Consider the following 24346-nt stretch of genomic DNA (forward strand, 5'->3'; position numbering starts at 1 on the left):
CATACGTCCCGACCTGCCACAACCGAAGCCGGCGCCCGTGCCGGTCATAGCCGGTCCGGGCAGTGGCCCCCCGAGCACGCCCCCGCGTGGCCCCGCCAAGACGACGTTTCGACTCACCTCGTCGGCGGCCGGCGACCAGCTCGATGCGGCCACGCCCTACGGGCGTTCACCGCCAGGTCCGCCCACACCAGATGGCCCACCTCCGGAGATCCACAGACTCCCCACCCAGCGGAAAGGTCCGAGACCGCGCGCAGGCCCCACCCTCCAACTGCAAGCGTCGTTCGAGGTACCGGCGCACCCGGCCTCGGAACGTCCCGCCCTCCCAGGTCCTGGACCGCGATTCGCATCAGCCGACCCTGCCGAACCTCGACGCCGAACCAACCACCCGGCTCCCCCGAACGGGAATGCAGCAGCGCGTTGCTAACCAGCTCGCATGCGATCAGCTTCGCGTCATCCTCACGGTCGTATTCCGCGAAGAAGGCACCGACGAACGATCGCGCAGGTTTCACCTGGTCCGCCCGCCCCGGATATACCTGGCGCCAGCTTCCAGCAGGCCCCCCGTGCAGCCATTCATTGGCTCCGCCCGACAGGTTGCTGTGGCACTGCATCGTGAAACACCTCCCCGAATGCCGCCGCCCGCTCTAATCTGCGGGCTGGCCGAACGGCATGGGACCATCGGCGCTCACCTCTCCCGACCCGTCAAGTCGAGGACGCCGTCGTCCATATGGGCTGCCAAACGTGTCGCAATTGACTTTGCCGCGACCTCCAACTCCTCAATGAGGGCGATCCCTTCTCCCCACCCCCACCAGAACCAGCCGCGTGCGCTGAGAACTCGGGCCGAGGCGAACCGCGGGCTCGCTACCAGAAGTCGGTACGAGCCCGCGGAGTCCTCGCAGAAGGCGGTCAGCTCATAGCGCTCACGAAGTACCTCAGCGAGCGCTCCGAGTTCGGCCGGACCGCCCTGTGCCGGATACCAGCCGGTCACGCGAGCGGGGGCTGCACAGCCCCCGTGACCGCGCGCTCAACCGCCTCGTTCCGGAACTCCGGGAAGGCGTCGTCAGGCTCCGCCAACACCCGGCTGAAATCGCCGAGGAGGGGCGCGTCCTCCGTTGGCCCACCATTGGGGCTGAGAAGCACCCACACCTGGTAGCCGTTGCCGCGCCGGCGGATCCGCCACCTCGCCGCGAAGGCCCCGACGATCTGCAGCCCGCGGCCGCTCGTACTCGCGAGGTCCACCTTCCTGAGCCGAGGGGCAGACCCGGGACCGTTCCCAGAGTCCGCCACCGACAGAGCGACACGGTGGCCCGGAAGCCGACGGACAGCGACCCGGACCGGATCGTTCTCACGCGAGCCGTGCACGATCGCGTTCGCTACCAGCTCGCTCACCACAGTCCGCGCCGAATCCCCACACGGATGCGCCGGACCGAGCCGATCGTCCAGCCACGCCCTAGCCGTGGCGACCTGCTCCGGAGACGCAGGAACGACCAGGCGCTCCGAGACCAGCGAGGTGCGCGGCGTGCAGCTCCTTGCCACCGCGGCGGACAGGACGCGCCAGAGCACTGACAGAGGGATACGGGCGTTGATCGAGATGATCGATCGGGAAGCCTTCATCTTCGGGCCTCTTCTGTTCGGTATGCGTGCGGGGTTGCTCGCCACGGGCCGGGCGCGACACCGGGCGGCAGTGAGAACCCTGATGCATCACGATGCGTCGATGGCAGACCATCGGAGCGTGAACGTCGTGACGGTGACCGATGAAGCCGCGAAGGTTGTGAAGGTCGGTCGGGAGCCGGTTTCGCTCCCACCACGCGTGCCGAGCGGAGCTACATTGCTCGAAAATGCCGATTCGGCGCGGAGATCATATGGGCGCAAAACAATCGCTTCTCACCGAATATTTGGATCGGTTGAATTGGACGCCCCGGGAGCTGGCGCATGCGATCAACGCATGGCTGGAGGCACGCGGGCGGGCGTCAGATCGGATCCACCCCACGACGCCGTACCACTGGGTCGCCAAGGGGTTCTGTCCCTACGCCCCGTACCCGCAGATCGTGGCCGAGGTCCTGTCGATGGAGCTGGGCGGTGTCATCTCGCCCGCAGACATCTGGCCCGGACGGTCGGCGTTGGACCGTCATCAGCCCGCGTCCGCGATCGCAGCCCTGGCGGCCGATTGGGACGTGGACGAGGTGATCGCCAAGATCTCAGAACTCACGCACGATGACCCGGACCGCTACGTCCCCGCCAAGGGCGTCCCCCTGATCACCGCCGCCCTGGGTGGGATCCACCATTCTCCATCTCGTCTGGCTGACACCTCAGGGAAGGACGCCCTCCGCCCGGCGCTCATGACCCTCATCGCCCGGCACATCGCCGATCTCCGTCTGCTCGACGACCAGGCCGGTGGCGGGGCTCTCAACCTGCGCTACGTCAACGGCGAACTGCACGCCGTACTTGACCTGCTGCGTAACGCCTCCGCAAGCGCTGACATCCGCGAACGCCTCCTACTCGCGACCGCGGACCTCGCCCAACTGTCGGGCTGGATGTTCTGGGACTCCGGCAACTACGCCGCCAGCCAGCGCTACCTGCTCCTCGCCGTCCGTGCCGCCCGCGCGACTGCGCAGTCCTCGACAAGCGAACTACGCCGGATCGCAACCGAGAGTGCCGCCAACACACTAGGGATGCTGGCCTACCAGATCGCCCACAGTGGGAACCCCTCAGACGCCATCCGTATCGCCGAGGCCGCCACCGAGCAGAGCACTCACGCCTCACCGGGCATGCGTGCACGGCTGAGCGGCCGTCTCGCCACCGCGCAGGCCGCCGCCGGGGACGTACATGCCTTCCGCAATGCGGCCGACCAGGCCAAGTCGCTCCTCCAAGCCCGACACCGGGCAGACGACCCGCCCTTCCTCTACTACCTCAACGGCGAGCAGCTGGCCGCAGAGACCGGTCAGGCCTTGGTCGACCTCGCAAGGCACAACCCCGGCCAGGCGCGCGCCCTACTCAACGAAGCCGTCGACCTTCTGACGCCTCTCTCATCCACCGGCCTGCGAAATGAGTACCAGCGGTCGGCGCTCCTGCACGGCTGCTACCTCGTCCAGGCCCACCTCCAGCTGCACGATCTCGAAGCCGCAGTCCAAGCCCTGCGCAAGGCAACCGAACGTCTCTCGGGCGTCCAATCCGTCCGCTGCCAGTCCCTGCTCAGGCAACTGCGCCGCACCTTCGCCCGGCGTGCCAGGAACCCCTACGTGGCCGACCTACTACCCGAATTGGATGATGCGCTCCGTAGTGCGTGACCATGGAGGAATGGCTCAGGCCCCGACTCCCCCCGAGCGTGTCGACCAGCTCGACCTCCGCGCCCGCCCGTACGACCACCCCGACGCCCGCCACCTCACCGCAGAGCTCTACCGCGAGCAGTTCGACCGCTACGGCTTCGCGGACGCTCCGGACGACCCGTCAGATGACTTCACCCCGCCAAGCGGACTCTTCCTGGTCGCCTACGAGGACGAGAAACCGTGCGCCTGCGGCGGCATCCACACCCACGCTCCCGGCGTAGCCGAAATCAAGAAGCTGTACGTCGCCCCCACCCACCGACGCTCCGGTCTAGGCCGCCGCGTCCTCACAGCGCTCGAAGACGCAGCCCGCGCCAACGGCGCCAAGCGCATCGTCCTGGAAACCGGCTCACGCAACGTCGAAGCCCTAGCTCTCTACACCCGAGCCGGCTACCACCCGATCCCCGCCTACCGCGACCGCGACGCCAGCATCAACCGCGCCCTAGCCAAGGACCTCGCAACCGATGGATCAACGCACCAGTAGGAAGGCCGGGAGCGCGGCCAGGACGCCCACTGGGGCCCCGGCCACTACTTGAGCGACTGAGTGATGAGACAGGACGACGCGCGACCATCCGATGAGGACGACGAGGAGGAGCAGGCCGGCTAGGGCGAGCCCGTGGACGGCCATCAGTATGCAGGCTGCTGCTGCCGCGACCCCGGTGTGGAAGCTGATCTTCCAGATGGCGGTGATCGGACCCATGACAAGGAGCCCTCCGAGCATAGAGACTTCCACGGCGACAAGGGCAGAGGGAGCACCGCCCATCTGAAGCGTCACGATCCCCAGGCCGACCGATAGCAGCGAGAGAACGAGCGGCACGATGCGGTGTTCACGAGTCGTGAGGTGATGGTCGCTGAATCGGCCGGCGATCACCCCGCCGACGATGAAGCCCATCGGCCCCAAGCTGGCAAAGAGGGCTCCCAGGAGGCCCCAGCCAAGCCCGGTGGCTCCGTACTTCGCGCCGACCCCCAGGAACAGCCCGGTGATCAGCAGCCAGGGGGCAAAGACCTCCGTGACGGCGCGGGCCACGCTCGATCGCCAATCACGATCCTCTATTTCCCGCGGAGAAGGTTCATCCTGGGTGGCAGCACTCGACATATTGAGCCTCCGATTCGGAATCACACCGGCAATGTCGCCGAGTCCTCAAGCAAGGGCGAGCGAAAGAACTCTGACACTTGGACAAGCCATTGGCATTCACTCATGAGGTCTGGTGACGGACGGCCACCCAGATCTTTGACCGGCGAGCTGGCTGCTGCTTCCCGCCCAGCTTTCATCGCTGCGAGCGCCAAGGAGAGGAGTGTTCCTTCTACTGCGGCGTCCAGGCGTGAGCCGCAGAGCCCGCGCACTTGAGCTGTCTTACGAACCAGGCACCTCAGCTCGTCATCTTGGTACGCATTGAGAGCGAGCTGAGCGTCGCGGATCTCGATGATCTTCCGATAGAGCCGCTCAGTTCGATTCTGATGGTCGGCCTTCAGCACGACCTGCGGCATGGCTTGAGTCAGTTCCAGCCACATCGGCTCCAGACTCTTGATGGCTGCACGCTGACGTACCGCATCCGCGGCCCCAGGCCCAAGTGAGGCGATGGTGAGACCAGCAACAATAAGGGCCGCGGCCAGCAGGCCGAGTGATGGTCCAATGATCTTCTCAAAGTATCGACCTTTAAGCTCCAGGAAGGCCGACACGGCGACCAGTGACTTATAGAGGCAGAAAGTTAGACCACACGTGCTACCGCAGGCGACTAGCCGAAGGCCAAGCCGAAGTGCCGATGAGCTGACCTGAGGAGCGAAACGGAAAGTCACGCCAATCGCCTGAGTCATCACAATGCACAAGTAGCAGAGATTGAGCAGGAGATAACCCAGGACTGCACCAGTCTTGGCATTTACCTCTATGAAATCGGCAGCATCCCTAGGGTTCGCAGAAAAAATCAGACCTGCCATCACAGAAACAACGGCGACGAAGCAAGCTAGGCGCACCCCAAAAGCACGAGCGCTGGGACTGCCTTGGTTTCCAAAGCGACCAAACACTCCTTGAATGCAAAATGCAGCCGCCAATGTGCAACTGTTACCGAACCAGCGGGCAGAGCATCTGACTCCTGTAAGTGCGTCAATTGATGGTCGGCTGGCTTCGGGGAGCACGGCGAAGGCCAGCCCGAGCAGAGCCAAGGTCATCCAGGTGGCGCGCTTCGCGGGAGAGCTACGGTCCCCCCGTGCCCCTACCATTCGACACAGCGCCCCTGCCCAGCAAACGAACGCGAGGAGGTAGAAGAGCGCGCTCACTGCGGGGGCCTTCTCATGTCTCCCCAGGCTTGCTCCACTTGGGCGACAGCCAGCGCAGGGCCAAGGCGCGAACTCTCGGGGCCAGGAGGCATCCTTCGGCCGCTCTCAACCAGCAGGGAAGCGAACGTCTCGGCTTCGCGCTCCTCCGTAGACGAATAGGAGGCTCTTCCCAGCATTCGCCTGATCAGTTGTGGATCAATGTTCGGCAGCATCGCGATGCCGAGTTCAACTGAAGACATTCCTTCGCCGTGCTCGAACATGATATGCCCGACCTCGTGGGCGATGATGTGCTCACGGTGGAGCGGAGTCGCCCCTCGCGCGAACATGATGTGATCGGTAGTAGTGGTCTGGACCAGGAGGCCACAAGGCAGAAAGCGCGATGCCTTCTCCGCTTCCATCTCCTCCAGGTGCACAGGACGCCGGCGATACCTGGCCAAGCGTCCAACCATTTGATCAATGTCGAAAGGCCTCGGTACGACGCCTGCCCCGTGAAGCTCCTGGATCAACCTCTTGCATCGATCCTCGACTCCACTCGTCCCGCGCAGGTCAGACGCCTTTTCCGACCGTCTCGGACGAAAAACGGATATTCGGAACATGGACTCCCCTACATGCCCAGGGCGGGGAGCCGTTCACTCCGCTCTGCCCTCGCGCCCCATCCTCTCTATCTTCGCAGTCCGCAAGATCATCTCACCGACCATGTCACGCCCCTCTTTGGAAAGCTCACAGTAACTTCTGAGTTGCGCCCCCTGGATGCCACTTTCGCGCAGCAGCACTAGGAGCTCGATCTGCTTGGCGATCCGCTCCGACGACTCGTCGTCAAAGAAATATGTCGGACTCACCCCGAAGAACTTTGCTATGGCCTCAAGAACGCGCTTGGTAGGATTCTCCGCCTTGCCCGTCCGCAACTTCCAAAGGGTGTTGTGGGACACCTTCTCGCCGGTCAGGGCCTCGATCCCCTCGGCGGCCTCTTGCAGCGAGTACGGCTTACCTCCAGCCGGGTAGACCGTGCGGAAGAGCGAATCAATTTTCTCGGAAAGTTGCACAGCTTCTCCAAGAACACCTGTTGCGTATCCAAACCTGGCTTTTGTAGGTCTTGTCCGGGTTGTCATCAACTCCATGCGACACACACCGACCGGAGTCGCGAGGTCGTTGACTCCAGGAACGCCCGTTCCCTAGCGTGCCACCTGCCCGCATCACTAGGAAGTGAAACGAGGCAGTACGGCTTCACCTCAGATTGACGCCCACCCTGTGATTAGAAGTGAGAGTCTGCCGCCCTCTCATACCGAAGTCCAGGTCCGCAGACCCGTTGCCAACCATTCGGTTTGTGCACTGATCCCAAAAACGTCCATTTCCCTACTTGCCGACAATGACGTATTTGGACAAGATGCGCCGCTCGTCAGCACCTATCAGGAGGACCATTGAGTACGTGGACTCGTCAAGGACCTCGCCAGTCGTCGCCAGCAACCATCCTCGCGACGCTCCTGCAGCGTTCCCCACGAGCCCGTGCGGTGGGAGAACATGTCGAAGCGTTCCTGCACGGAGCCCTTCGAGAACTCCAGCCATCGCCGCCCGCACCCCGTAGGCCGCGTCCCAATCCACCGCCCGCGGGCGGCACGACCTGGTCCGTCGCGGCGGCTGCCGCGTCCCCGACTGGCTCCCGAGCCACGGGGGCCACCGGTAGTGCCGAGCATCTCGATGAGGAGAGCGCCCCCAAGGGCTCGGTGCTCATCCGCCTCCTAGGGCGATACTCCGTGGAAGGCAGCGGCGGGGTGATCCAAACGGAAGGCAGAACGGACGGCTGGCCGCTCCTCGGCCTCCTGGCGGAGTTCCGGAACCTTCCCCTCCCCCGTCTGACGGCATACTCCAGGCTCTGGCCCGACAGCGACCCGGCCGAGGACCGAGACGCATTCTGGCGACCGATGCGAGAAGCCCGCGGTCACCTCCTCAAGGCACTGGGCGGCGGGCCGGCTGCCAGCCAGGTCATCCAAAAGATCGGCCGCAGCAGCTACCGCCTCAACGCCGGCTTTTGCCAAACCGACGTCTGGCAACTACGCGACAAGCTCAACGCCGCACGCGCCGCCCCAACCACCAGCAAGGCTGCGCTTCTACGGACCGCCGTCGACCTCTACACCGGCCCCTACCTGCCCGACTGCGACCACGAGTTCGCGACCACCGCCCGCCGCGCACTCGACCGCGAAGTGGTCCAAGCCCTCGTCCAACTCGCCGAGACCAGCGCGCCAGAGCAAGCCCCCATCTACCTCGAACGCGCGACGACCATCGCCCCGACCTCCGAGCACCTCTACCGCAGCCGCATACAGGCCTACGCTGCACTCGGAAACACCACGGCCGCTCACCACTGCTACCAAGAACTCACCGAGTTCCTCACACCCCTCAAGCTCCGACCGAGCGCCTCAACGGTAGACACGTATCGGCGAGCAACCCGTGACCACTGAGCGATGTCAACCGCTTGCATTCGTGCCAGTTCCAAGTCCCGTGAGCCCCTCAAACGCCATCCCGAAGGCCTTGCGATCCTCGCCCGCCCCCCAACGGCGCGTGCCACGCCTCTTCGCGGCGCAGATCCTCGGCCTGCACTGGGCGGTTGCGATTCTCGCCCGCCCCGGAGGGCGGGCGCCACACCAGCCCCTCGGCGAACCATCCCTTCGCGGACTTGAGGTTGCGATCCTCGCCCGTCCCGGGGGGCGGGCGCCACGGTCTCGCCGCCGTCATGAAACGGGACGCCCTGGTTGTTGCGATCCTCGCCCGTCCCGGAGGGCGGGCGCCACCGGCTATAACGCGAGCATGGTGGCGACCAGCCTCACGTTGCGATCCTCGCCCGTCCCGCAGGGCGGGCGCCACCTATGTCGCCGAGGTGTGTCCAGGCGTTGCCCTCATGGTTGCGATCCTTGCCCGTCCCGGAGAGCGGGCGCCACGCGACCGGCTCGCCGCACTGCCGTCCCGCGGTGATGAGTTGCGATCCTCGCCCGTCCCGGAGGGCGGGCGCCACCGGCCTCGGCCGCCCAGGCGTAGCCTGGATGGACATCTCAGTTGCGATCCTCGCCCGTCCCGGAGGGCGGGCGCCACCGGCCTCGGCCGCCCAGGCGTAGCCTGGATGGACATCTCAGTTGCGATCCTCGCCCGTCCCGGAGGGCGGGCGCCACCTCGGACGCGGCGCTCACCGGGTCACCTCCGCACGCGGGTTGCGATCCTCGCCCGTCCCGGAGGGCGGGCGCCACGACCCGACACGGTCTGCCCCGCCCGCGGGAACCGGTAGTTGCGATCCTCGCCCGTCCCGGAGGGCGGCCGCCACTCAGGCCCGGCGTCACCGCGCCCGTCGAGCTCGACAGGTTGCGATCCTCGCCCGTCCCGGAGGGCGGGCGCCACATTACGCCGCACAGCATCACCCGCGGCTGATCCTCATCGTTGCGATCCTCGCCCGTCCCGGAGGGCGGGCGCCACGGACGGGCTGTCGTGGTTCGCGATCGAGACGACGCTGTTGCGATCCTCGCCCGTCCCGGAGGGCGGGCGCCACATTACGCCGCACAGCATCACCCGCGGCTGATCCTCATCGTTGCGATCCTCGCCCGTCCCGGAGGGCGGGCGCCACGGACGGGCTGTCGTGGTTCGCGATCGAGACGACGCTGTTGCGATCCTCGCCCGTCCCGGAGGGCGGGCGCCACCAACTCCAAACCGCCGACCAGGCGGTGCACGGCGGCGTTGCGATCCTCGCCCGTCCCGGAGGGCGGGCGCCACCCCCACGCGTTGAGGTAATCGCCGGATGCCCAGGTGGTTGCGATCGTGTCTCCGCCCGCGGGCTGGCGGCCGCGCTGGCCTATGACGGCGGCGAGGCCGGCGCGGTGCACGGGAACGCCTGCTCGGCGGCTTTGCAGGAGGCGGCGGGTCCGCTACTGCACCGGGCCGTACAGGACGGCGCGGTGGCGGCGGACGTCACCGTCGCAGACCTGATCACGCTGGTCGTCGGCATCGCGCTGGCCACCGAGCACCATCCCGAACCCGCCGCCCAGGCCGACCGGCTGTTCCGGCTGGCCGCGGCGGGACTGAGCCCGCAGGCCGGCTCCGGCCGGCCCCAGCCGGCCAGGCCGGTGCGGTAGGCGCAGACCACGGCCCGGCGGCGGTCGCGACCGTGCGGGCGGTCAGGACAGACCGGCGACGCCGGTGCCAAGCAGGCCGAGCCCGATGAGGAGGCCGATCCAGCCGAGCCACGTGCCGCGTTGCGCGAAGGTGTCGATGGCGATGCGGGTGGGGCGTGTCGGGTCGTAGAGGACCGGGACGGTGGCGCCGACGCGCGGACCGCCCGAACCGCTGCCGAGGGACGCCTGCGCGGTGACCGCCTCACCGGCCACCGTGGCGAAGGAGACGACGGGATGCATGATGCGCCTGCCGCTTTCGTCCGACGACCCCGGCGCCAGGCCGACGACCACGCCGGTCGTCCGCACGCCGTTGCGTGACAGCCTCCTCGTCCTGACGACGACGATCAGGCCGGCGGCCGCGAACGCGAGTCCGGCAACAAGCAGGAGCATCGTCATCCCCCCATGGCGGTGTGGCAGTCGAGATTCATGGGGCGTATGACAGCGCGACGCCGGTCAGGGTTCGGACCGCCGGATGTGGCCTCGAACACTTGGGGTTCCTCGCGGCGGATCCCGGCGATGTCGCCGGCTTTTCACTGTGCGGCTCCGAGCCACCCAGCCTGGCGTGTGGCCGGACGGCTCCGAGATCTACCCGGCTGACGCGGCCGTTGTGCCGGGGAGTGGACGTGCTGCGCGAGGAACAGGGCTGCGCGGTCCAGTGCCTGGTCGGCCTCGTCCAGGACGCCGGCGAACGACTGGAACACGTGGGGCACGTCGGCGGTGATGTCCAGGATGATGTCCACTCCGGCCGCCCTTGCCCGCACGGCCAGGCGCGTGGAGTCGTCCAGCATGATCTCATTGGTGCCCACCTGCATGAGCATCGGGGGGAAGCCGGTCAGGTCGGCGAGGACGGCCGGGCTGAGCATGGGCTGGTGCGGGTCGGCCCCGGCGAGGTACATGGCTCCGGTGTGTTCCACGGACTTGCGGGTGAGGATCGGGTCGATGCCTTCCTTGGTGTCCATGCTCTCGCCCGTGCGGGTGGCGTCGAGGCCCGCGGAGAACGTCACGATGGCGGCGGGCAGCGGGAGGCCCGCGTCGCGGGCGGCCAGGCAGGTCGTCACGGCGAGGCCGCCGCCGGCGGAGTCCCCGGCGAACGCGATGGCCGAAGGGTCCTGACCGCCGTCGAGGAGGGCGCGGTAGGCGCTCAGAGTGTCTTCGATCGCGGCCGGGAACGGGTGCTCGGGCGCAAGCCGGTAGTCCACCGAGTACGCCCCGAGGCCGGTCCTGGCGACGAGGTGTCCCGTCAGCGCCAGCACGCTTTCGGGGGAGCCGTATACCCAGCCGCCGCCGTGGAAGTACAGGATCGTCCCGGCGCGCGGGCCGCTGTCCGGCTCGACATGCAGTGCTGGTCGGTTGCCAAGCGTTGTCTGCGTGGTGCGGATGCCGTCGGGCACGATCATCCGGTCCATCAGCGCCTTGAATCCGGCCCGGATCACCTCGACCGACCGGGGGCCCGCGGGGCGCGGCTGCCGCAGCATCGCGTCGAGCTGCGCGCTGGTCCTTGCTCATCTGCTTCTCCCGCCGTAAGTAACTTCCACGGAACTATATTCCTCAGCATCTATCGTAGACTACATGCCGTGGCATCCAAAGCGAGCAGTGAGGCAGTCGACCTGCCGGGCTTCTTCGCCGACCTGGTCCGATGCGAGACGCGGCTGTACAACGCCCTCAACGACCGTCTCCGTGAGCAGCACGGGATCGTCACCTCGCAGTTCGAGGCCCTGCGCTACCTGCGCGACCACCCCGACTCCCGCGTGGCGGACCTTGCCGCCGAGTTCGCCATCGGCATCGGGGCGACCAGCAAGACCGTCGACCGCCTGGAGAAGCAGGGGTGGGCCGTCCGGCAGCCGAATCCCTCCGATCGCCGGTCCTCCCTGCTGGCCCTGACCGACGACGGCCTGCGGTTGGCCGAGGCGGCCGAAAGAACCTTCACCGAGCGTCTGGCCGAGCTGACCGCAGATGCGCTCGAGGCGTCCCCGCTGGCGGCCGCCGCGCAGGCCCTCTCGGAGCTGCGTTCCGTCCTGGAGCGCGACCAGATCGGCGCGCCCACAGGCTGACGCGTTCTCGCAACCGGCCGAAACGGCAGCGGCCAGGGATGGTCAGCCCCGGCGCACCATCAGGATCTGCCCCGGACCGACGCCCCTTAGCGGTCCGCAACTGGGTGCCGTAGACCGGGGCGCGCGCACACGGGTTCAGCGTTCAGCGCCTGGATTCTGGGCCGGCCCACCCGCCATCCCCTGACGACCAGCCAGCCTTACACACCGTCACCCGCAACCCGGTAGTCCGTCACGAGAATGGCGAAACTGCGCGTCCGGCGTGCACCGGATTTTAGAAGGCCGCTCCTCCCGAAGTATTCGCCGACCTGGGCATGGATGGGGATTTCGGTGGCTATGACGTTCGTAAACGGGCTCATACAAGATTTTCGTAGCCGGTGATCGGCGCGGTGTCTGGGGCGTGACAGGGCGGGCCGGTGGCGGAATGCTGGCGGTGTGTGAGGACGAGTTGCTGATCACGTTGTTGCCGCGGCTGGCGTTGGTGGAGGTCGAGTCGGTGGCGGTCGAGGCGGATGTGCTGGTGGTGCGGGCGCGTACCCGTGACGGTCCGGCGGCCTGTACCGGCTGTGGGCAGGTGTCGGAGTGGGTGCACAGTGGCTACTGCTGGCCCACCTGCACCTGATGCTGAGCTGGGCGACGCTGTTGAACGTGCTGACGCGGTCGCCCGATCCGCCCGCGGTGACCCCGACGGTGCTGGGCGTGGACGAATTCGCGTTGCGCAAGGGGCGCGGCGTCTTTGGCACGCTGTTGGTGGACGTCACCCCGCACCTGCCGCTCACCCTGTGGGACGGCCGGGACGCCTGGATCGACTCCGTCGCCGACGGCCGCCTGCCCGCTCTGCCGGTTTTCGCCCACGGCATCGCCGCCGACCGCGACGCGGTGCGCGCCGGGCTGACCTCACCGAGTGCGGGCTTACCTCTCACCGCCCCGCCCTCCGGGGCCCATGACGGCTGGTGTGGTCGGTCGAGCTGTGGGTTTACCTGCGTCATGGCAGATGCACCAACGCGATCCTCCCGGAGACCACCATGTCCTTCAGCGGGCCAGCGACGGTGGTCGGCCTGCGGTGCCGTCAGCGCCGTCCCTCACTCATCCTTCTGCACCGCATGGTCGGTCCGGACCCCTGAGATCACGATGTGGTCGACCAGGTTGTTGACGAAGGTGCGTCCGGACGACTCGAAACCGGCCTCGGCCATCCACGCCTCGAACTCCCGGGGCGTGTAGACCATCCCCTCGCCCGAGGCCACGGCGTGGAAGTAGGCCGACAGTTCAGCGGCGTTCTGCGGGCCGGTCTCGTCGTCGTCCTGGAACGGCGTGACGATGAAGATCCCGGCCCCGGCGTCGACCACCTCCGCGGCCTTGCGCAGCACGGCCCGGATCCGGTCGGTCGACCAGATCTCCAGGAAGTGCGCGAACAGGACGCAGTCGAAGCTCCCGGACGGGAAGGCGTCCGCGAGGGCGTCGGCCCCGAGCGCGCGGATCCGGTCGCCCAGCCCGGCCGCCGACACGCGCTCGTTCGCCTCCTTGGCCACGCTGGGAAGGTCCAGGATGGTGATCTGGAGCTGTGGCCAGCGGCGGACGAGGTTCATCGCGTTGACGGCCGTTCCGCCGCCGATGTCCAGCACGTGGCGGTAGCGCGACAGGTCGAGGGTTTGGACGAATTCGTCCGACAGGTGGGCGCTGAGCGCGCCCATCGCGTTGTGGAACGCGCCCTCCAGGACCGGATCGCCGGCCACTCTCGAGTACAGGTTCGTCGACGCTGCGCCGAACTCCTTTTTCAGCCCCACGTTGGTGTTCGCCTTCAGCGACTCGCCAAACCATCCCATGGCCCGGTAGGTGATGTGCTGGTAGAAGGGAATGAAGACAGCCGGGAATTGGTCGAGATTGTGCGCGAGGGATTGCGTGAGTTCGGTGTTGTAGTAGCGGTCGCCGTCTTTGCGTACCATTCCGAACGCGGTGCAGCCGAGCAGGAGGATGCGCGCCGGTTGTTCCGCCAGCCCGAGCCCGGCGGCGATCTCGGTCCTGGCAAGGCCGGGGCGCTGGGAGAGAAGCGCGAAGAGTCCGAACTCGAACGCCGTGCTCAGATACTGGAACCGGTAGTGGGCGATGCAGATCTCGCGTAGTTGGACATGGGGGGCGGTCGTCGCCGCGGCCTGCTCCTGGGACATGGTCCTACTTCCTTCGCCCTGAGAGGGGTTGCCGTGTCGTTGCCGTGTGGCTTGGTGCGGGTGTGCAGCGCGGCTCAACCGCGCAACAGAACGGTCCAGATGGTGGCGCCGGGACCGTAGGCGAGCGCGACGCCGTACCCGCCAGGGGGGAGCGGGTGGGTCTGCTGGAGCCGTTCCAGCACCATGAGCACGGCCGGTCCGACAGTGTTGCCGTACTCGCGCATCACCTCCATCGCCGCCTCCAGCGACGGGTCGGGGATGCCGACCTCGGCGGCGACCTGCTCCAGGACCCGCCGGCCGCCCGGATGCAGCGCCCACCAGTGGATGTCCTCGTGGCGCAGCCCGTTGCGGCGGAGCAGGATCTCCAGGGGGCGGCCAACCGCGGCGGCCACCACCTCGGGCATGGCGGGCGCCAGCCGCATCGCGGCCCCGTGGTCGCCGGTGTAGACCCGCAGCTTGTCCGCATGCTCCGGCATGGTGATCATCTGGTTGTCGACGATGTCGATTCCCGGCATGCCCGGTTCGCCCGGCCGGATGACCAGGGCCGCCGCCCCGTCGCCGAAGAGCGTCAGGATGATCGCCTGCTCCTTGTCGTAGGGGGGCGGCTGCAGGTGCGGGGAGAACATGTCCACGCACAGCAGCACCGCCGGCTTGCCGTGCACGCTCACCCAGTTGCGGCAGGTCGCCAGGGCCGGTGCGGTGGCGTAGCAGCCCATCGGTCCCAGTTGGAGCCGCTCGGTGTCGGGCCGCATCCCGAGGTCGGCGGCCAGCCCGTCCAGGCCGGGGAGCGACTGGATGGTGGTGGTGACGGTGGCCAGCATGGCGATCTCGTCGGCCGCGACGCCCGCCGCCGCCAGCGCCTTGCGGATCGCCCGCGCGCCGATGTCCTTGCCGGCCGCCAGGGCGCGGCGGTAGCGCTCGGCCGGGCCCCATGACCGCGGGTCCTCGGTCAGGGGGTTGATGGCCATCGCCTTCGACTCGATGGCCGAGAGCGCGACGAGGTGGGCGAGGTCGGCGCCGCCGGGGTCGGCGGCGAGGTGGCCGGCGACATCGCGCATCTTCACCAGTTGCGGGGCCGCGGTCGCCAGTCCGGAAATGCGTGCGGTGTACAAGGGGACCTCCTGATAGTGGCGGTTCAGGCCGGTGGCGCACCCGTCCCGGGGCGCGGGTCGGTCTCCCGCGTCGGCCGGGACGGCCCACGCCGGTCCGGTTGCGTGCTAGGTCGGTTGTCGGTGGAGTCGATGTGGTGGTGGCGGACGCCGCGCCGGCGTCCTCGGCCCGGGCTAGCCGGACTCGGGAACCTGGCGGTCGGCCAGCGCGGCCATGATCTGGTCGGCGGCGGCGTCCGGGGTCGTCGGCCCGTAGTTGTCGATCACCAGGTGCGCGGCCGTGGGGAACTCGGCCGCGACGCCGGCACCCACGGCGGTGCCGCCGGCGTAGAGCGCGGCCCGGCCGGCGCGCGCGCTCAGATCCGGGAGCGGGACGCGCAACCAGACCTCGAGGTAGTGCTCGTTGTTCTGCCGGTTCCACTGGTGCACCTCGTGGAACAGCGAGATCGTCGAGCACAGCACCAGCCGCCCCTGCGAGGCGAACTCGTGCGCGAGCCGGGCATAGAACATCGCCAGCCGCCGGCGGTCGGCCTCGTCATAGCCCAACCGGACCGGCAGGATCGCCCGGAGCCGGTCGCCGTCCAGGACCACGGGATCGGCCGCGCTCTGTGCCAGGCGGTCGCGCACCCGGGCGGTCACCGTGCTCTTGCCGCTGCCCGACAGGCCCGTCACCCACACCACGCCCCGGCGCATCATGGGGCGACCGCGTCGAGGTCGCGCAGGACGGGCATCCCCGCCTCGATGTCCGAGGGGTGGTCGAACTCCCACCACGGGCCGCGGGTCGGCACCACGGTGATCGGCAGCCGGCGCCGTCTCAGCAGTTCCCGCAGCAGGCCGGTCATGTCCAGCCCGCCGCCGGCGTCGCGGGCGACCTCGTCGGCGGCCGCCCACGCGTCCGGCGTGAACCGCAGCAGCCCGATGTACTGGCCCATGACCTCCGCCATCCCGGCCGGCCGGCCGCCGATCTCCAGCAGCCGCCCGTCGGCGTCGTGCCGGAAGGTCTCCGCATCGTCCAGGGGCCGCTCGAACCGTCGCTCCCACAGCGCGCGCCAGTGCGGGTCGTAGGAGAGCGCGAGCGGGCCGGACGCGGCGAGCAGGGCCCGGACGGTGTCCGCGGTGTAGACGATGTCGCCGTAGGACACCACGACCTGCTCCCGCGCCAGCCAACTGCGGGCCGCGGCCGCCGACTCGACCATGGTCGTCTCCGCCCAGCGCGGGTTGTCGAACCGGCGCAGGCCGGTGTGCGCGAACGCCTCGGCCGACCAGCCGGTGACCAGGCCGATCTCGCCGACTCCCGCGGCGGTGAGCGCGGCGACCTGGCGGTCCAGGAGCGTCCGGCCGTTGATCTGGACCAGGCATTTGGGCCGGTCTGCGGTGAAGGGCGCGAACCGGGAGCCGCGTCCGGCGGCCAGGATGAGGCCCTTCACCGCGCACCCCCGAACAGGCCGCGCACCAGCGCCACATCCTGGTCGGCGTAGGATGCCTCCCGCTCGGGATGCCACATGATCCCCTCCACGGGGGCCCGGCGGTGCCGGACCCCCTCGACGACCCCGCGGTGGGTGCTCGTCGCCACCAGCGGAGGCGGCACCGAGCGCGCAGCGTACCGGTGGTAGCTGTTGACCTCACGCCTGGCACCGCGCCCGTCACCGCGCCCGTCACCGCGACCGCGACCGCTGCGCGCGCCGCCGGGCTCGCTCTCCTGGCCGGTGATCTCGTGCCGGGTCGCCACATGGCCGTCCACCGGGACGAGTTCGGCGCCGAACTCGTCCAGCAGGAGTTGCATGCCGCGGCAGACGCCGAGCACGGGCAGCTCGGTGTCCAGCGCCCAGCGCAGCAGGGCGCGTTCGGCGGCCTCCCTGCGGCCGCCGGGGCCTCCGCAGACGGCCAGGTCGCCGCCCCCGGTCAGCACGAGGCCGCGCAGGCCCAGCGCGGCGGCGCCGCGCAGCGCGTGTTCGGGCAGGCCGGGCAGCGGGACGGCGACGAAGCCGCAGGTGCCGAGGAACTCGTGCCACCGGACGTCCAGTGCGTCCCGGTGCTCGCCGAACCGGTCGGGCGGCAGCGCCCGCTGGGTGAGGCCGATCCTCGCGCGGGCCGTCATGGCAGCACCGTCACCAGGCCGTTGGCCGCGTCGATCTCCAGCGCCGGCGCCGCCGCCCAGGTGCGGAACAGCAGCTCGCCGGCGCCGATGACCGCCGGGATGCCCAGCTCGGCCGAGCGGATCGCCATGTGCGAATTCGCGCCCCCGTAGGCGGTGATCAGGCCGCGGATGCCGCGCGCGAACAGCCAGTCGTAGCCCGGGTCTGCGCTGGCGACCAGGGCGATCGCGCCCTGCGGGTCGGCTCCGGCGTCCACGTCGGCGACCCTGGCGATGGCCCGGCCCCGGGTGACGAAGTTCGGCTGCGCGCGCAGTGTCTGGAAGCCCCACACATCGGCGGGCCCGCCGACCAGCGGCGGCAGCAGCAGCATCTGCCCCTCGGCGTACCGGCTGCGGCCCTGCTGGGCCGCGCGCGCCAGCGCGCGCGCGTCGGCCGCCGGGTCCGCGCTGAGCCCGGTGAGGCCGGTGAGGCCGGTGAGACCGGTGAGACCGGTGAACACCGGCAGGTCCACGAACGACAGGTCGTCCACGCCGAGCCCGTGCCGTTCGCCCAGCGCGCGGAGGTCCACCAGCAGGTCGCTGACCACGCGGGTGAACTCGAACTTGGCCTTCTCCCGTCCCCAGATCGCCGTGCCGATGAACTCCAGCAGCCGCGCGGCGTCGAAGGTGAAGCCGCTGTCGGCGATCAGCCGCTCGATCCGGCGTACCTGCGAGGGCCGCGGGGTCCACCGGGCGCGCGGCGGCTCGGCGAGCGCCCGCGTCGACCAGTCGAAATAGCGGTCGGGGTCCTCGTCGTAGCGGGGCGACAGGATGTCGTAGGTGCCCGGCCGAAGGTGGCCGTAGTGCTTGAGGAAGGCGTCCCGGTCGAGGGCGCTGAAGTCGCGGCGCAGCCCGCTGGCCACCAGGTCCAGGCCGCCGAGCAGGTCCGCCCGGTCCTGCTCCGAGATCGCCTCGGCGGCGACGAGGTGGTCCAGCAGGTCGGTGGCGATGAACGCGGCCCGCGCCAGCCCGGCGAAGGGCAGCGTCCCGTGCTCGGCGCACCGGCGCACCTTGGCCGCTGGAGCCTCCGCCGCCGGCCGTGGCGTGGCGGGGCCGTCCAGGGCGGAGAGCCGGTCGAGGTCCTCGCGCCACAACCCGCCGTTGATGATGCGGTCGGTCAGCGCCCGCAGGTGGCCGGCGAGCGTGGCGCGTTCGGCAGCGGTGAAGCCGGCCTCGCCGAGCTCGCCGAGCCGGTGGTCGGGCCCGAGCCCCAGCGCCGACACCACCACCCTGGATTCCAGCTTGTCGTGCAGGTGCGGCCGGTCGAGCAGCGTTCGGACCCAGTGCTCGGTCAACCGCGTCGCCAGTGGCCGGTCCACGGTCGCGGGGATCAGCGAGGTGACGCTGGCCCGCACGTCGATGTAGGGCAACCCGGAGAAGTCCACCATCAGCGGCGTCCCGCGCAGGTCCCGGTAGCCGTACCGGTGCCGGGCCCGCGCCCAGACCCCGTCGGTGATCAGCGCCCGGTACAGCGACAGCGCCAGCGGCCGCGGGCGCAGGCCGATCATCTCGGCGGGGTTCCAGTCCGGCATCACACCGTAGGCGGTCTGCTCCCCGAGCGCGGCGGACGGCCGGGTCCCGGCCGCCGCGATCTGCCGCGAGGCACCGGCGAGCGCGGGGCGGTGGGCCGCCTCGGTGACCGTCCCGGCCCTGACCACCAGCGGACGCGCCTGCAGCAGGACCAGCGCGCCGTCGGCGGCGACCGCGAACTCGACGTCAAGCCGGTCGTGCCCGGTCAGCCGCCGAAGCTCCGCCAGCAGGACGGGGACCCCGGCGACCGCCTCGGGCGGGCGGGCGAGGCCGGTGTAGCAGGCCCCGTACCAGCAGCGCAGGTCTTCCACCCGGCCGCCGGTCACGGTGTCGGTGAGCCCGTCCTCGCTCCAGTTGATCACCGTGTAGGGGGCGCCGCTGCTGGGGTCGCAGGTGAAGGCGACGCCGCTCAGCCGCGGCTCCAGCAGTTCCGGCTGGATCAGCACCTGGTCGCCGGGGTCCGGCTCCCCGTAGGAGGCGAAGACCCGCGCGACGGCGGCGGCGAGAGCGTCCCGGCCCGCGACCGCCGGGACGGTCAGGAACCGCCCCGCCATTGATGCTGCGGCGGCGTCCTCCGCGCCGGCGCTGCTGCGGACGATCAGCCGGCCGGTCCCCCAGGGCGTGGCCAGCACCTGGTCCAGGACCGCCTCCCTGTCGGCCTCCCATTCGGCGAGATCGTGCAGGGCCAGGGGCAGGATCCTGGCGGCGCGCACCCGTCCGGTCAGCTCGGCCAGCGTCTCCCCCTTGGTTCCGAGCCGGACCTCGGGCGCCGCTTTCACCCGCGGCCCCCGCGGTCGCCGCGGTCGCCGCGGTCGCTGCGGGCTCGGGCGATCCACAGCCGCGTCGTGTAGGGCACCTCCACCACACCGCCCGCGTGCGCGCGCACCAGGGTGCGGATGCCGTCCAGGACGTCCCCGAACCGGTCCCCGGCCTGCGTCCCCAGCGTCATGTGCGAACTCCACGCGTCGCACCAGCTCTCGGCGTCCACCGGATGCACCACGCGCTGCTGCAGCGCGAGCGGCTCCTCGAACAGCCCGCTCGCCCTGATCACCGGTGACGGATCCTGGCGCCGGGGGCCGTAGTCGTAGTCCGGCACCTGCCGGTGGATCAGCGCCTCGATCTGCGCCTGAAGCGGGTCGTTGAGGTCGCGGTGGTTCCACAGGCAGGCGAAGTACCCGCCGGGGCGCAGGATCCGGTCGGCCTCCTGCAAGGCGGCCGCACGCTCGGTGCGGTCGAAGGAGGACCCGAACGTCACCAGGCGATAGACCCCGGCGGCCCGTCCGGTGCTCTCACCGAACCCCTCGTGCCAGGCGACGCGGGGAAAGCCGGCGGTGCGTCCCATGCCGATCTCGCGCATCGCGGCGTTGGGCTCCACCGCATCGACGATGAGGCCGCTGTCCAGCAGCGGGACGGTCAGGTGGCCCGAGCCTGCGCCGATGTCGCACACGCGGTCGTCCGGGCCGGCGCCGGCGATGCGCACCAGCCCGTCCACGACCCCCGGCGCATAGTCCGGACGCTGCGCATAGGTGGACGAGAACGGTGTGTAGTCATGCTTCAGTGAAGTCATTAGAACGTTCCCTTTCTTCGCAGCAGAAATGGTGCCGAATTAAAGGGTGGCCGATCTTTTCACTCCGGCAGCGAGTAGCCGAACCGGGCCGCCATCTCGATGAGTTCGGCGTTCCGGAACCGTGCGGCAAGTTCGGGGGCACCGAACCACTCTTCCCATTCGCGCACCTTGCCGCGGCGCATGATTCGGGCGTTGACCGCCTCCCCGGTCGCGGCGGCGTGCGCGTCCTCGTGTCGGCGCATCGCGTCAAACGAACTGCGCTCGACGGCGTCGGCGATCCTGGCCGCCGCGATCCTGACGTCGAACAGCCCGAGCAGTTCGGTTACGGCGCCGACGGCGTCCGCCTTCAGGTCCTCGAAACGGAGGACGATGAAACGCTCGAACCGGTCGGCGGCCTCAAGCCAGCCTTGGTAGAAGGAGGTCCAGTACTCAAGCGGCGGCGGCTCGAGCCCGGACCCCTGCCCCTCGAGGAACTCACCGAAAGTGCCCTGCTCCTCGATATCGTCACGGCCGGGGATCAACTCCCCGAAGTCGCGCAGGAAGCAGTATTTCGAGTACACAGCGTCGCGCGGGTCGCGGACCAGCAGGACCACCCCGCGGACGGTCTGGGCGGAGAAGACCTCCGGTGCCAGGAAGTTCTTGAAGAACCGCACCTCCGGATTGCTCGTGGCAGATCCGTTGCGCAGGCTCCGCTCCTTCGAGGCGACCGCGGAGATGCGTTCGCGCTTGGCGAGCACCGGCTCGTTGGCGCGGACCGACCCGTCCTCGTCGATGACCGCCCCGAAGGGGTCCAGCACGTCGATGTCCAGTTCCAGCAGGATGTTGCCGAGCAGGGTGGCCCCGGAGCCGGTCTGGGTGGCCATGACGATGTCATGGGCCCCCAGCCGCCGGGCGTTACGCTCGTGCAGGCGGGCCGGCGCGCCGGTGGCCGGCGGTGGCTGCGTCATGACGACTCCCGTTCGTGTTCAAAGGTCAGAGATGGCCCGTGCCCGGCCAGAAGCTTCTGGATGTTGACGCGGCCATTCAGCACAACCCCGCCCCCCCTTTTCCGGGCCACGCTATTTCTGCCGGAGACGCGGAATTCGATCCAGGGTCTCTTCTGGACTTTCACCGAGCCCGGACTCCTTCCGCAGTGGCGCCATGGCGTCCCATGCGCCAATCATCCGCGCCCATGGATCCTTCATATGAACAGTGATGTCTGCATGACGATAGGGCCGCTCAAGGCGGCTGTCTTGTCACTTCGATCAACTTGCCTTAGCAGGATTTATCAATCACCTCTTAATGTGAGGTTTTCTCACAGTTCATGGGTGCCATGCCCGGATGATTCCTGATCCTGCAGGTCACAGCCCGTTTCACCGCCCGCACATCATGATCCAATGCCACCCGGCCCGAGTTGATCAAGGTTGTGACCTGCAAGTCCGTGCCCGCCCGGCGGGGATTGCCGGACCCGGGCACGGTGTGTGGCAATCGTCACGTCGCGACGAAGGACCCGATACCCGCTGGGTGGTCCGGTTGCCCGATCTGGACGGTCACGTCCGCATCTGGCGTCCGGAGAACAGGATCGCCGCGGCGCGCGCCTCCTCCGACACCGCCTACGCCGGGTTCGACCGCCTCGGCCCCGACTGATCGCCGAGGCCCAGCGGCTGATGGGCGCACGGCTGGACCGCGACGCCGTCGTCCTGGACTACTGAGATTTTCGTGAGTTCCGTGGACGTGAGGGGTTCTTGCGGTGTGAGTCTCGTGGCGCGGCCTCCGAGTCTTCGGTGGTTGTTCCCGCGCCCTCGGCTCCGCCGCCGACCCGCCCGCAGGTGAGCGAGGCCCGGCGGATGCGCGCGGTCGCGCTGTTCGAGCCGGGTGTGCGCCAGGTCCAGGTCGCGCGGATCCGGGGGTTCATCCCGAGAGTGTGCGGCGTCGGAGGCGGCTGTGGGAACAGGGCGGGACCACGGCGTTGCGGCGGCGCCCGGCCAGCGGACGGCCGCCCGGACTCGGTGATGACCAGGGCGAACGGGTGCGGGCCGCGCTGGGCCAGGGCCCCGGGCGCATGGCTTTGGTCGAGCGGGACGCGGCCGAGATCGCCCGGTGGCTCACGCACGCGTGGCCGCGGATCAAAAGTGGGCCGTGAAGGACTGAAGCGCCGCCACCGTCCGGGTCTTCTCCACTCACCCTCCGCACGGAAGAAGAGACCCGAGCCCCGCGCCCCCTCATCTGGTCCTACAGATGAGTCCTGGGAGCTGGCCCACGGATGCCGTTAGTGATCTTGTGGGGCGCGACCGGCTCGGGCAAGACCACACTGCTCACCCTGAGGGGCCTCGCGTTTTCCGGACACCTGCTTGATGGGTGATCTACGCGGCTTGCTGCCGGTCCAGGTACTCGTTGTGGACCTCCCATGGGGTCCGGTACCCGTTCGCGGAATGTAGCCTGCGTCGATTATAGAAGCCCTCGATGTAGCGCATGCACGCCCGGCGGGCCTTCGCGCGCGTGGCAAATACCATACGGTTCAGCCACTCGTTCTTCAACGCCCCGAAAAACGACTCGGCCAAGGCATTATCCCAACATACGCCCGTCCGGCCCACCGACCGGCGCATTCCATGCCCGGCCAGGTGCCGACCGAACTCGGCACTCATGTAATTCGACCCGCGATCGGAGTGGAAGACACATCCGGGCTCGATGTCGATGTTCCTTGCGGCCGCATCCAGGGCGTCGGTGAGCAGCGAGGTTTTGAAATGGTCGCCCATCGCCCACCCGACCACCATCTTGGAGTGGCAGTCGATCACCGTCGCGAGATACGCGAAGCCCTCCCAGGTGGGAATGTAGGTGACGTCCCCGACCAGCTTGGTGCCCGGCGCGGCGGCGGTGAAGTCGCGGCGGACCAGGTCGGGGACCGCGCCCGGGCCGTCGGCCCGGGTCGTGACCGGCCGCCACGGCCGCGGCTGCACCGACTCCAGACCCAGCTCGCGCATCAGCTGCCGGACCAGTTCCGGCGACACCCGAACACCCGACCGAGCCAGAACCGCATGCACCCGCCGATAGCCATAGGTCTGGTGGTTGGCCGCAAAGACCGCCTCGATCATCAACTTGAGCCGCTCGCGGCGTTCGCGGGTCGCCAAGGCCGGCCGCCGCCGCCACTCGTAGAACCCCGAGCGCGAAACATGCAGCCAGGCGCACATATCGATAATGCTGTGGTTGGCCTTCTCCGCGTCGATGAACTCGTACTTGGCGGTCACGGGTGTTCCCTGGCGAAGAAGGCCGCGGCTTTTTTCAGGAAGGCGTTCTCCTCGCGCAACCTCCGGTTCTCGCGTTCGAGTTGGAGTTCCCGCTCGGTCCTGCCCTCGCCCGGACCCGATGCGGCCTGCGTGTCGGCGCCGTGCGTCAGCCGATACGCCTTCACCCAGGATCCCAGGGTGGTCTCGTGCACATCCAGGTCTCGTGCCACATGGGTGATGGGCCGCGGACCGTCCAGCACCATCCGGACGGCCTCGTCCTTGAACTCCTGGGAGAAGTACCGCCGTTTACGCCTTGCCAATGACCTTCCTTCCGGTTCGTCCACAATCCTAGCTATGGACGTGTCCGGAAGATCCGGGGCACCTCAGTCGCGCACCGACATACCATGCGCATACAGGCTGATGACCATGTCGTCCAGGCCGCCCGACACCCGCCCTGCCCGCTTGGGCACCAGGACCGGCTCAAACGATCCAGTCCGATCTCGCGGCACCGCGATCTGCACCGGCCCGACCCCGGTCTGCACCGTCTTGCGGATCTTGCCGTTGCGGGTATTCCCGGCGACCGCGCCCGCACCCTGCATGTGCCGGCCATAGCCCAGATGCGCGGTCAGCTCTGCCTCCAGCGCCCGCTCCAGCACCGCCCTCACCAGCTCGCCCAGCATGCTGCCCTCACCGGTCAGACGCAGCCCGCCGGCCTCGTCCCGGGAACGGACCAGCAGCTCGTCCAGCAGCTGATCACCCATCAGCTCCCGGATCGGACGACGCTCCGTCTCCACCCCGCCCACCACAGTAGACGCAAGATCACTTACCGTAGTCGACGCTGAGCCGTC

The 24346-nt window shown here is 68.9% G+C and carries 23 protein-coding genes, 1 pseudogene and 1 CRISPR repeat array; of the genes and pseudogenes, 6 read left to right on the forward strand and 18 right to left on the reverse strand.

The window, feature by feature from the left end:
- Nucleotides 1-113: 113 nt before the first annotated feature.
- Entirely contained in the window at nt 114-608 is a 495-nt protein-coding gene (locus FHU30_RS47635) for an ATP-binding protein (protein ID WP_372503874.1), read from the reverse strand.
- Between the two features lie 373 nt (nt 609-981).
- Complete coding sequence (locus FHU30_RS13000; protein ID WP_253875338.1) at nt 982-1611, reverse strand: ATP-binding protein; 630 nt, start codon at nt 1609-1611, stop codon at nt 982-984.
- A 224-nt stretch (nt 1612-1835) separates the two neighbouring features.
- Between FHU30_RS13000 and FHU30_RS13005 the strand changes: the two genes are divergently transcribed.
- Both FHU30_RS13005 and FHU30_RS13010 read left to right on the forward strand, forming a co-directional pair.
- A complete protein-coding gene (locus FHU30_RS13005; RefSeq protein WP_253875339.1) occupies nt 1836-3284 on the forward strand; it encodes an NsdA family TPR-like regulatory protein in 1449 nt (482 codons plus the stop codon).
- 10 nt (nt 3285-3294) lie between these two features.
- A complete protein-coding gene (locus FHU30_RS13010; RefSeq protein ID WP_253875341.1) occupies nt 3295-3804 on the forward strand; it encodes a GNAT family N-acetyltransferase in 510 nt (169 codons plus the stop codon).
- Here the strand turns inward: FHU30_RS13010 and FHU30_RS13015 are convergent.
- From FHU30_RS13015 to FHU30_RS13030, 4 genes are all read right to left on the reverse strand, one after another.
- Entirely contained in the window at nt 3790-4347 is a 558-nt protein-coding gene (locus tag FHU30_RS13015) for a hypothetical protein (protein ID WP_253875342.1), read from the reverse strand. The two genes, FHU30_RS13010 and FHU30_RS13015, sit on opposite strands and share 15 nt — an antisense overlap.
- Before the next feature lie 89 nt (nt 4348-4436).
- Nucleotides 4437-5594 (reverse strand): MAB_1171c family putative transporter, encoded by a 1158-nt coding sequence (locus tag FHU30_RS13020; RefSeq protein ID WP_308211287.1) that lies wholly within the window; start codon nt 5592-5594, stop codon nt 4437-4439.
- A complete protein-coding gene (locus FHU30_RS13025; protein ID WP_253875346.1) occupies nt 5591-5992 on the reverse strand; it encodes a hypothetical protein in 402 nt (133 codons plus the stop codon). The genes FHU30_RS13020 and FHU30_RS13025 overlap by 4 nt, the downstream gene beginning before the upstream one ends.
- Before the next feature lie 231 nt (nt 5993-6223).
- On the reverse strand, nt 6224-6712 hold the full coding sequence (locus FHU30_RS13030) for a helix-turn-helix domain-containing protein (RefSeq protein WP_253875348.1): 489 nt from the start codon (nt 6710-6712) through the stop codon (nt 6224-6226).
- A 651-nt stretch (nt 6713-7363) separates the two neighbouring features.
- Between FHU30_RS13030 and FHU30_RS13035 the strand changes: the two genes are divergently transcribed.
- Nucleotides 7364-8047: an AfsR/SARP family transcriptional regulator gene (locus FHU30_RS13035; protein ID WP_253875349.1), complete on the forward strand. Its 684-nt coding sequence runs from the start codon at nt 7364-7366 to the stop codon at nt 8045-8047.
- A gap of 145 nt (nt 8048-8192) precedes the next feature.
- Nucleotides 8193-9344: a CRISPR direct-repeat array (repeat unit 37 nt; unit sequence GTTGCGATCCTCGCCCGTCCCGGAGGGCGGGCGCCAC).
- Nucleotides 9345-9406: 62 nt separating this feature from the next.
- Nucleotides 9407-9703: an SbtR family transcriptional regulator gene (locus tag FHU30_RS13040; protein ID WP_443612890.1), complete on the forward strand. Its 297-nt coding sequence runs from the start codon at nt 9407-9409 to the stop codon at nt 9701-9703.
- A 42-nt stretch (nt 9704-9745) separates the two neighbouring features.
- Here the strand turns inward: FHU30_RS13040 and FHU30_RS13045 are convergent, their stop codons facing one another.
- Both FHU30_RS13045 and FHU30_RS13050 read right to left on the reverse strand, forming a co-directional pair.
- A complete protein-coding gene (locus tag FHU30_RS13045) occupies nt 9746-10138 on the reverse strand; it encodes a DUF3592 domain-containing protein (RefSeq protein WP_253875352.1) in 393 nt (130 codons plus the stop codon).
- A 134-nt stretch (nt 10139-10272) separates the two neighbouring features.
- A complete protein-coding gene (locus tag FHU30_RS13050; RefSeq protein WP_253875354.1) occupies nt 10273-11217 on the reverse strand; it encodes an alpha/beta hydrolase in 945 nt (314 codons plus the stop codon).
- A 99-nt stretch (nt 11218-11316) separates the two neighbouring features.
- Between FHU30_RS13050 and FHU30_RS13055 the strand changes: the two genes are divergently transcribed.
- Both FHU30_RS13055 and FHU30_RS13060 read left to right on the forward strand, forming a co-directional pair.
- The gene (locus FHU30_RS13055; protein WP_253875356.1) at nt 11317-11793 is read left to right on the forward strand and encodes a MarR family winged helix-turn-helix transcriptional regulator; all 477 of its coding nucleotides are present in this window, start codon (nt 11317-11319) and stop codon (nt 11791-11793) included.
- A 397-nt stretch (nt 11794-12190) separates the two neighbouring features.
- The gene (locus tag FHU30_RS13060; protein ID WP_253875358.1) at nt 12191-12412 is read left to right on the forward strand and encodes a hypothetical protein; all 222 of its coding nucleotides are present in this window, start codon (nt 12191-12193) and stop codon (nt 12410-12412) included.
- Between the two features lie 460 nt (nt 12413-12872).
- Here the strand turns inward: FHU30_RS13060 and FHU30_RS13065 are convergent, their stop codons facing one another.
- The 10 genes and pseudogenes from FHU30_RS13065 to FHU30_RS13110 form a co-directional block, all read right to left on the reverse strand.
- A complete protein-coding gene (locus FHU30_RS13065) occupies nt 12873-13955 on the reverse strand; it encodes a methyltransferase (RefSeq protein ID WP_253875359.1) in 1083 nt (360 codons plus the stop codon).
- 74 nt (nt 13956-14029) lie between these two features.
- Nucleotides 14030-15067, reverse strand: coding sequence for a type III polyketide synthase (locus FHU30_RS13070; protein WP_253875360.1), 1038 nt, complete (start codon nt 15065-15067; stop codon nt 14030-14032).
- Between the two features lie 171 nt (nt 15068-15238).
- Complete coding sequence (locus FHU30_RS13075) at nt 15239-15745, reverse strand: adenylyl-sulfate kinase (protein ID WP_253875361.1); 507 nt, start codon at nt 15743-15745, stop codon at nt 15239-15241.
- A gap of 11 nt (nt 15746-15756) precedes the next feature.
- Entirely contained in the window at nt 15757-16491 is a 735-nt protein-coding gene (locus FHU30_RS13080; RefSeq protein ID WP_253875364.1) for a phosphocholine cytidylyltransferase family protein, read from the reverse strand.
- Complete coding sequence (locus tag FHU30_RS13085; RefSeq protein ID WP_253875365.1) at nt 16488-17162, reverse strand: glutamine amidotransferase-related protein; 675 nt, start codon at nt 17160-17162, stop codon at nt 16488-16490. Before FHU30_RS13085 ends, FHU30_RS13080 begins: the two co-directional genes overlap by 4 nt.
- The gene (locus FHU30_RS13090) at nt 17159-19507 is read right to left on the reverse strand and encodes a PEP/pyruvate-binding domain-containing protein (protein ID WP_253875368.1); all 2349 of its coding nucleotides are present in this window, start codon (nt 19505-19507) and stop codon (nt 17159-17161) included. The genes FHU30_RS13085 and FHU30_RS13090 overlap by 4 nt, the downstream gene beginning before the upstream one ends.
- Nucleotides 19504-20295 (reverse strand): class I SAM-dependent methyltransferase, encoded by a 792-nt coding sequence (locus FHU30_RS13095; protein WP_253875370.1) that lies wholly within the window; start codon nt 20293-20295, stop codon nt 19504-19506. The genes FHU30_RS13090 and FHU30_RS13095 overlap by 4 nt, the downstream gene beginning before the upstream one ends.
- 59 nt (nt 20296-20354) lie before the next feature.
- Nucleotides 20355-21242, reverse strand: a complete 888-nt coding sequence (locus tag FHU30_RS13100; RefSeq protein WP_253875373.1) for a sulfotransferase domain-containing protein — start codon at nt 21240-21242, stop codon at nt 20355-20357.
- A gap of 1395 nt (nt 21243-22637) precedes the next feature.
- A protein-coding gene (locus tag FHU30_RS13105; protein WP_372503897.1) for an IS3 family transposase occupies nt 22638-23761 on the reverse strand; the annotation gives its coding sequence in 2 pieces (ribosomal slippage) (nt 22638-23542 and nt 23542-23761; 1125 coding nt in all).
- 123 nt (nt 23762-23884) lie between these two features.
- Nucleotides 23885-24259: pseudogene (locus FHU30_RS13110) on the reverse strand (transposase); the annotation flags it as partial.
- Between the last annotated feature and the right edge of the window lie 87 nt (nt 24260-24346).

The sequence above is a fragment of the Actinomadura rupiterrae genome, from assembly GCF_024172125.1.
Classification (GTDB): domain Bacteria; phylum Actinomycetota; class Actinomycetes; order Streptosporangiales; family Streptosporangiaceae; genus Spirillospora; species Spirillospora rupiterrae.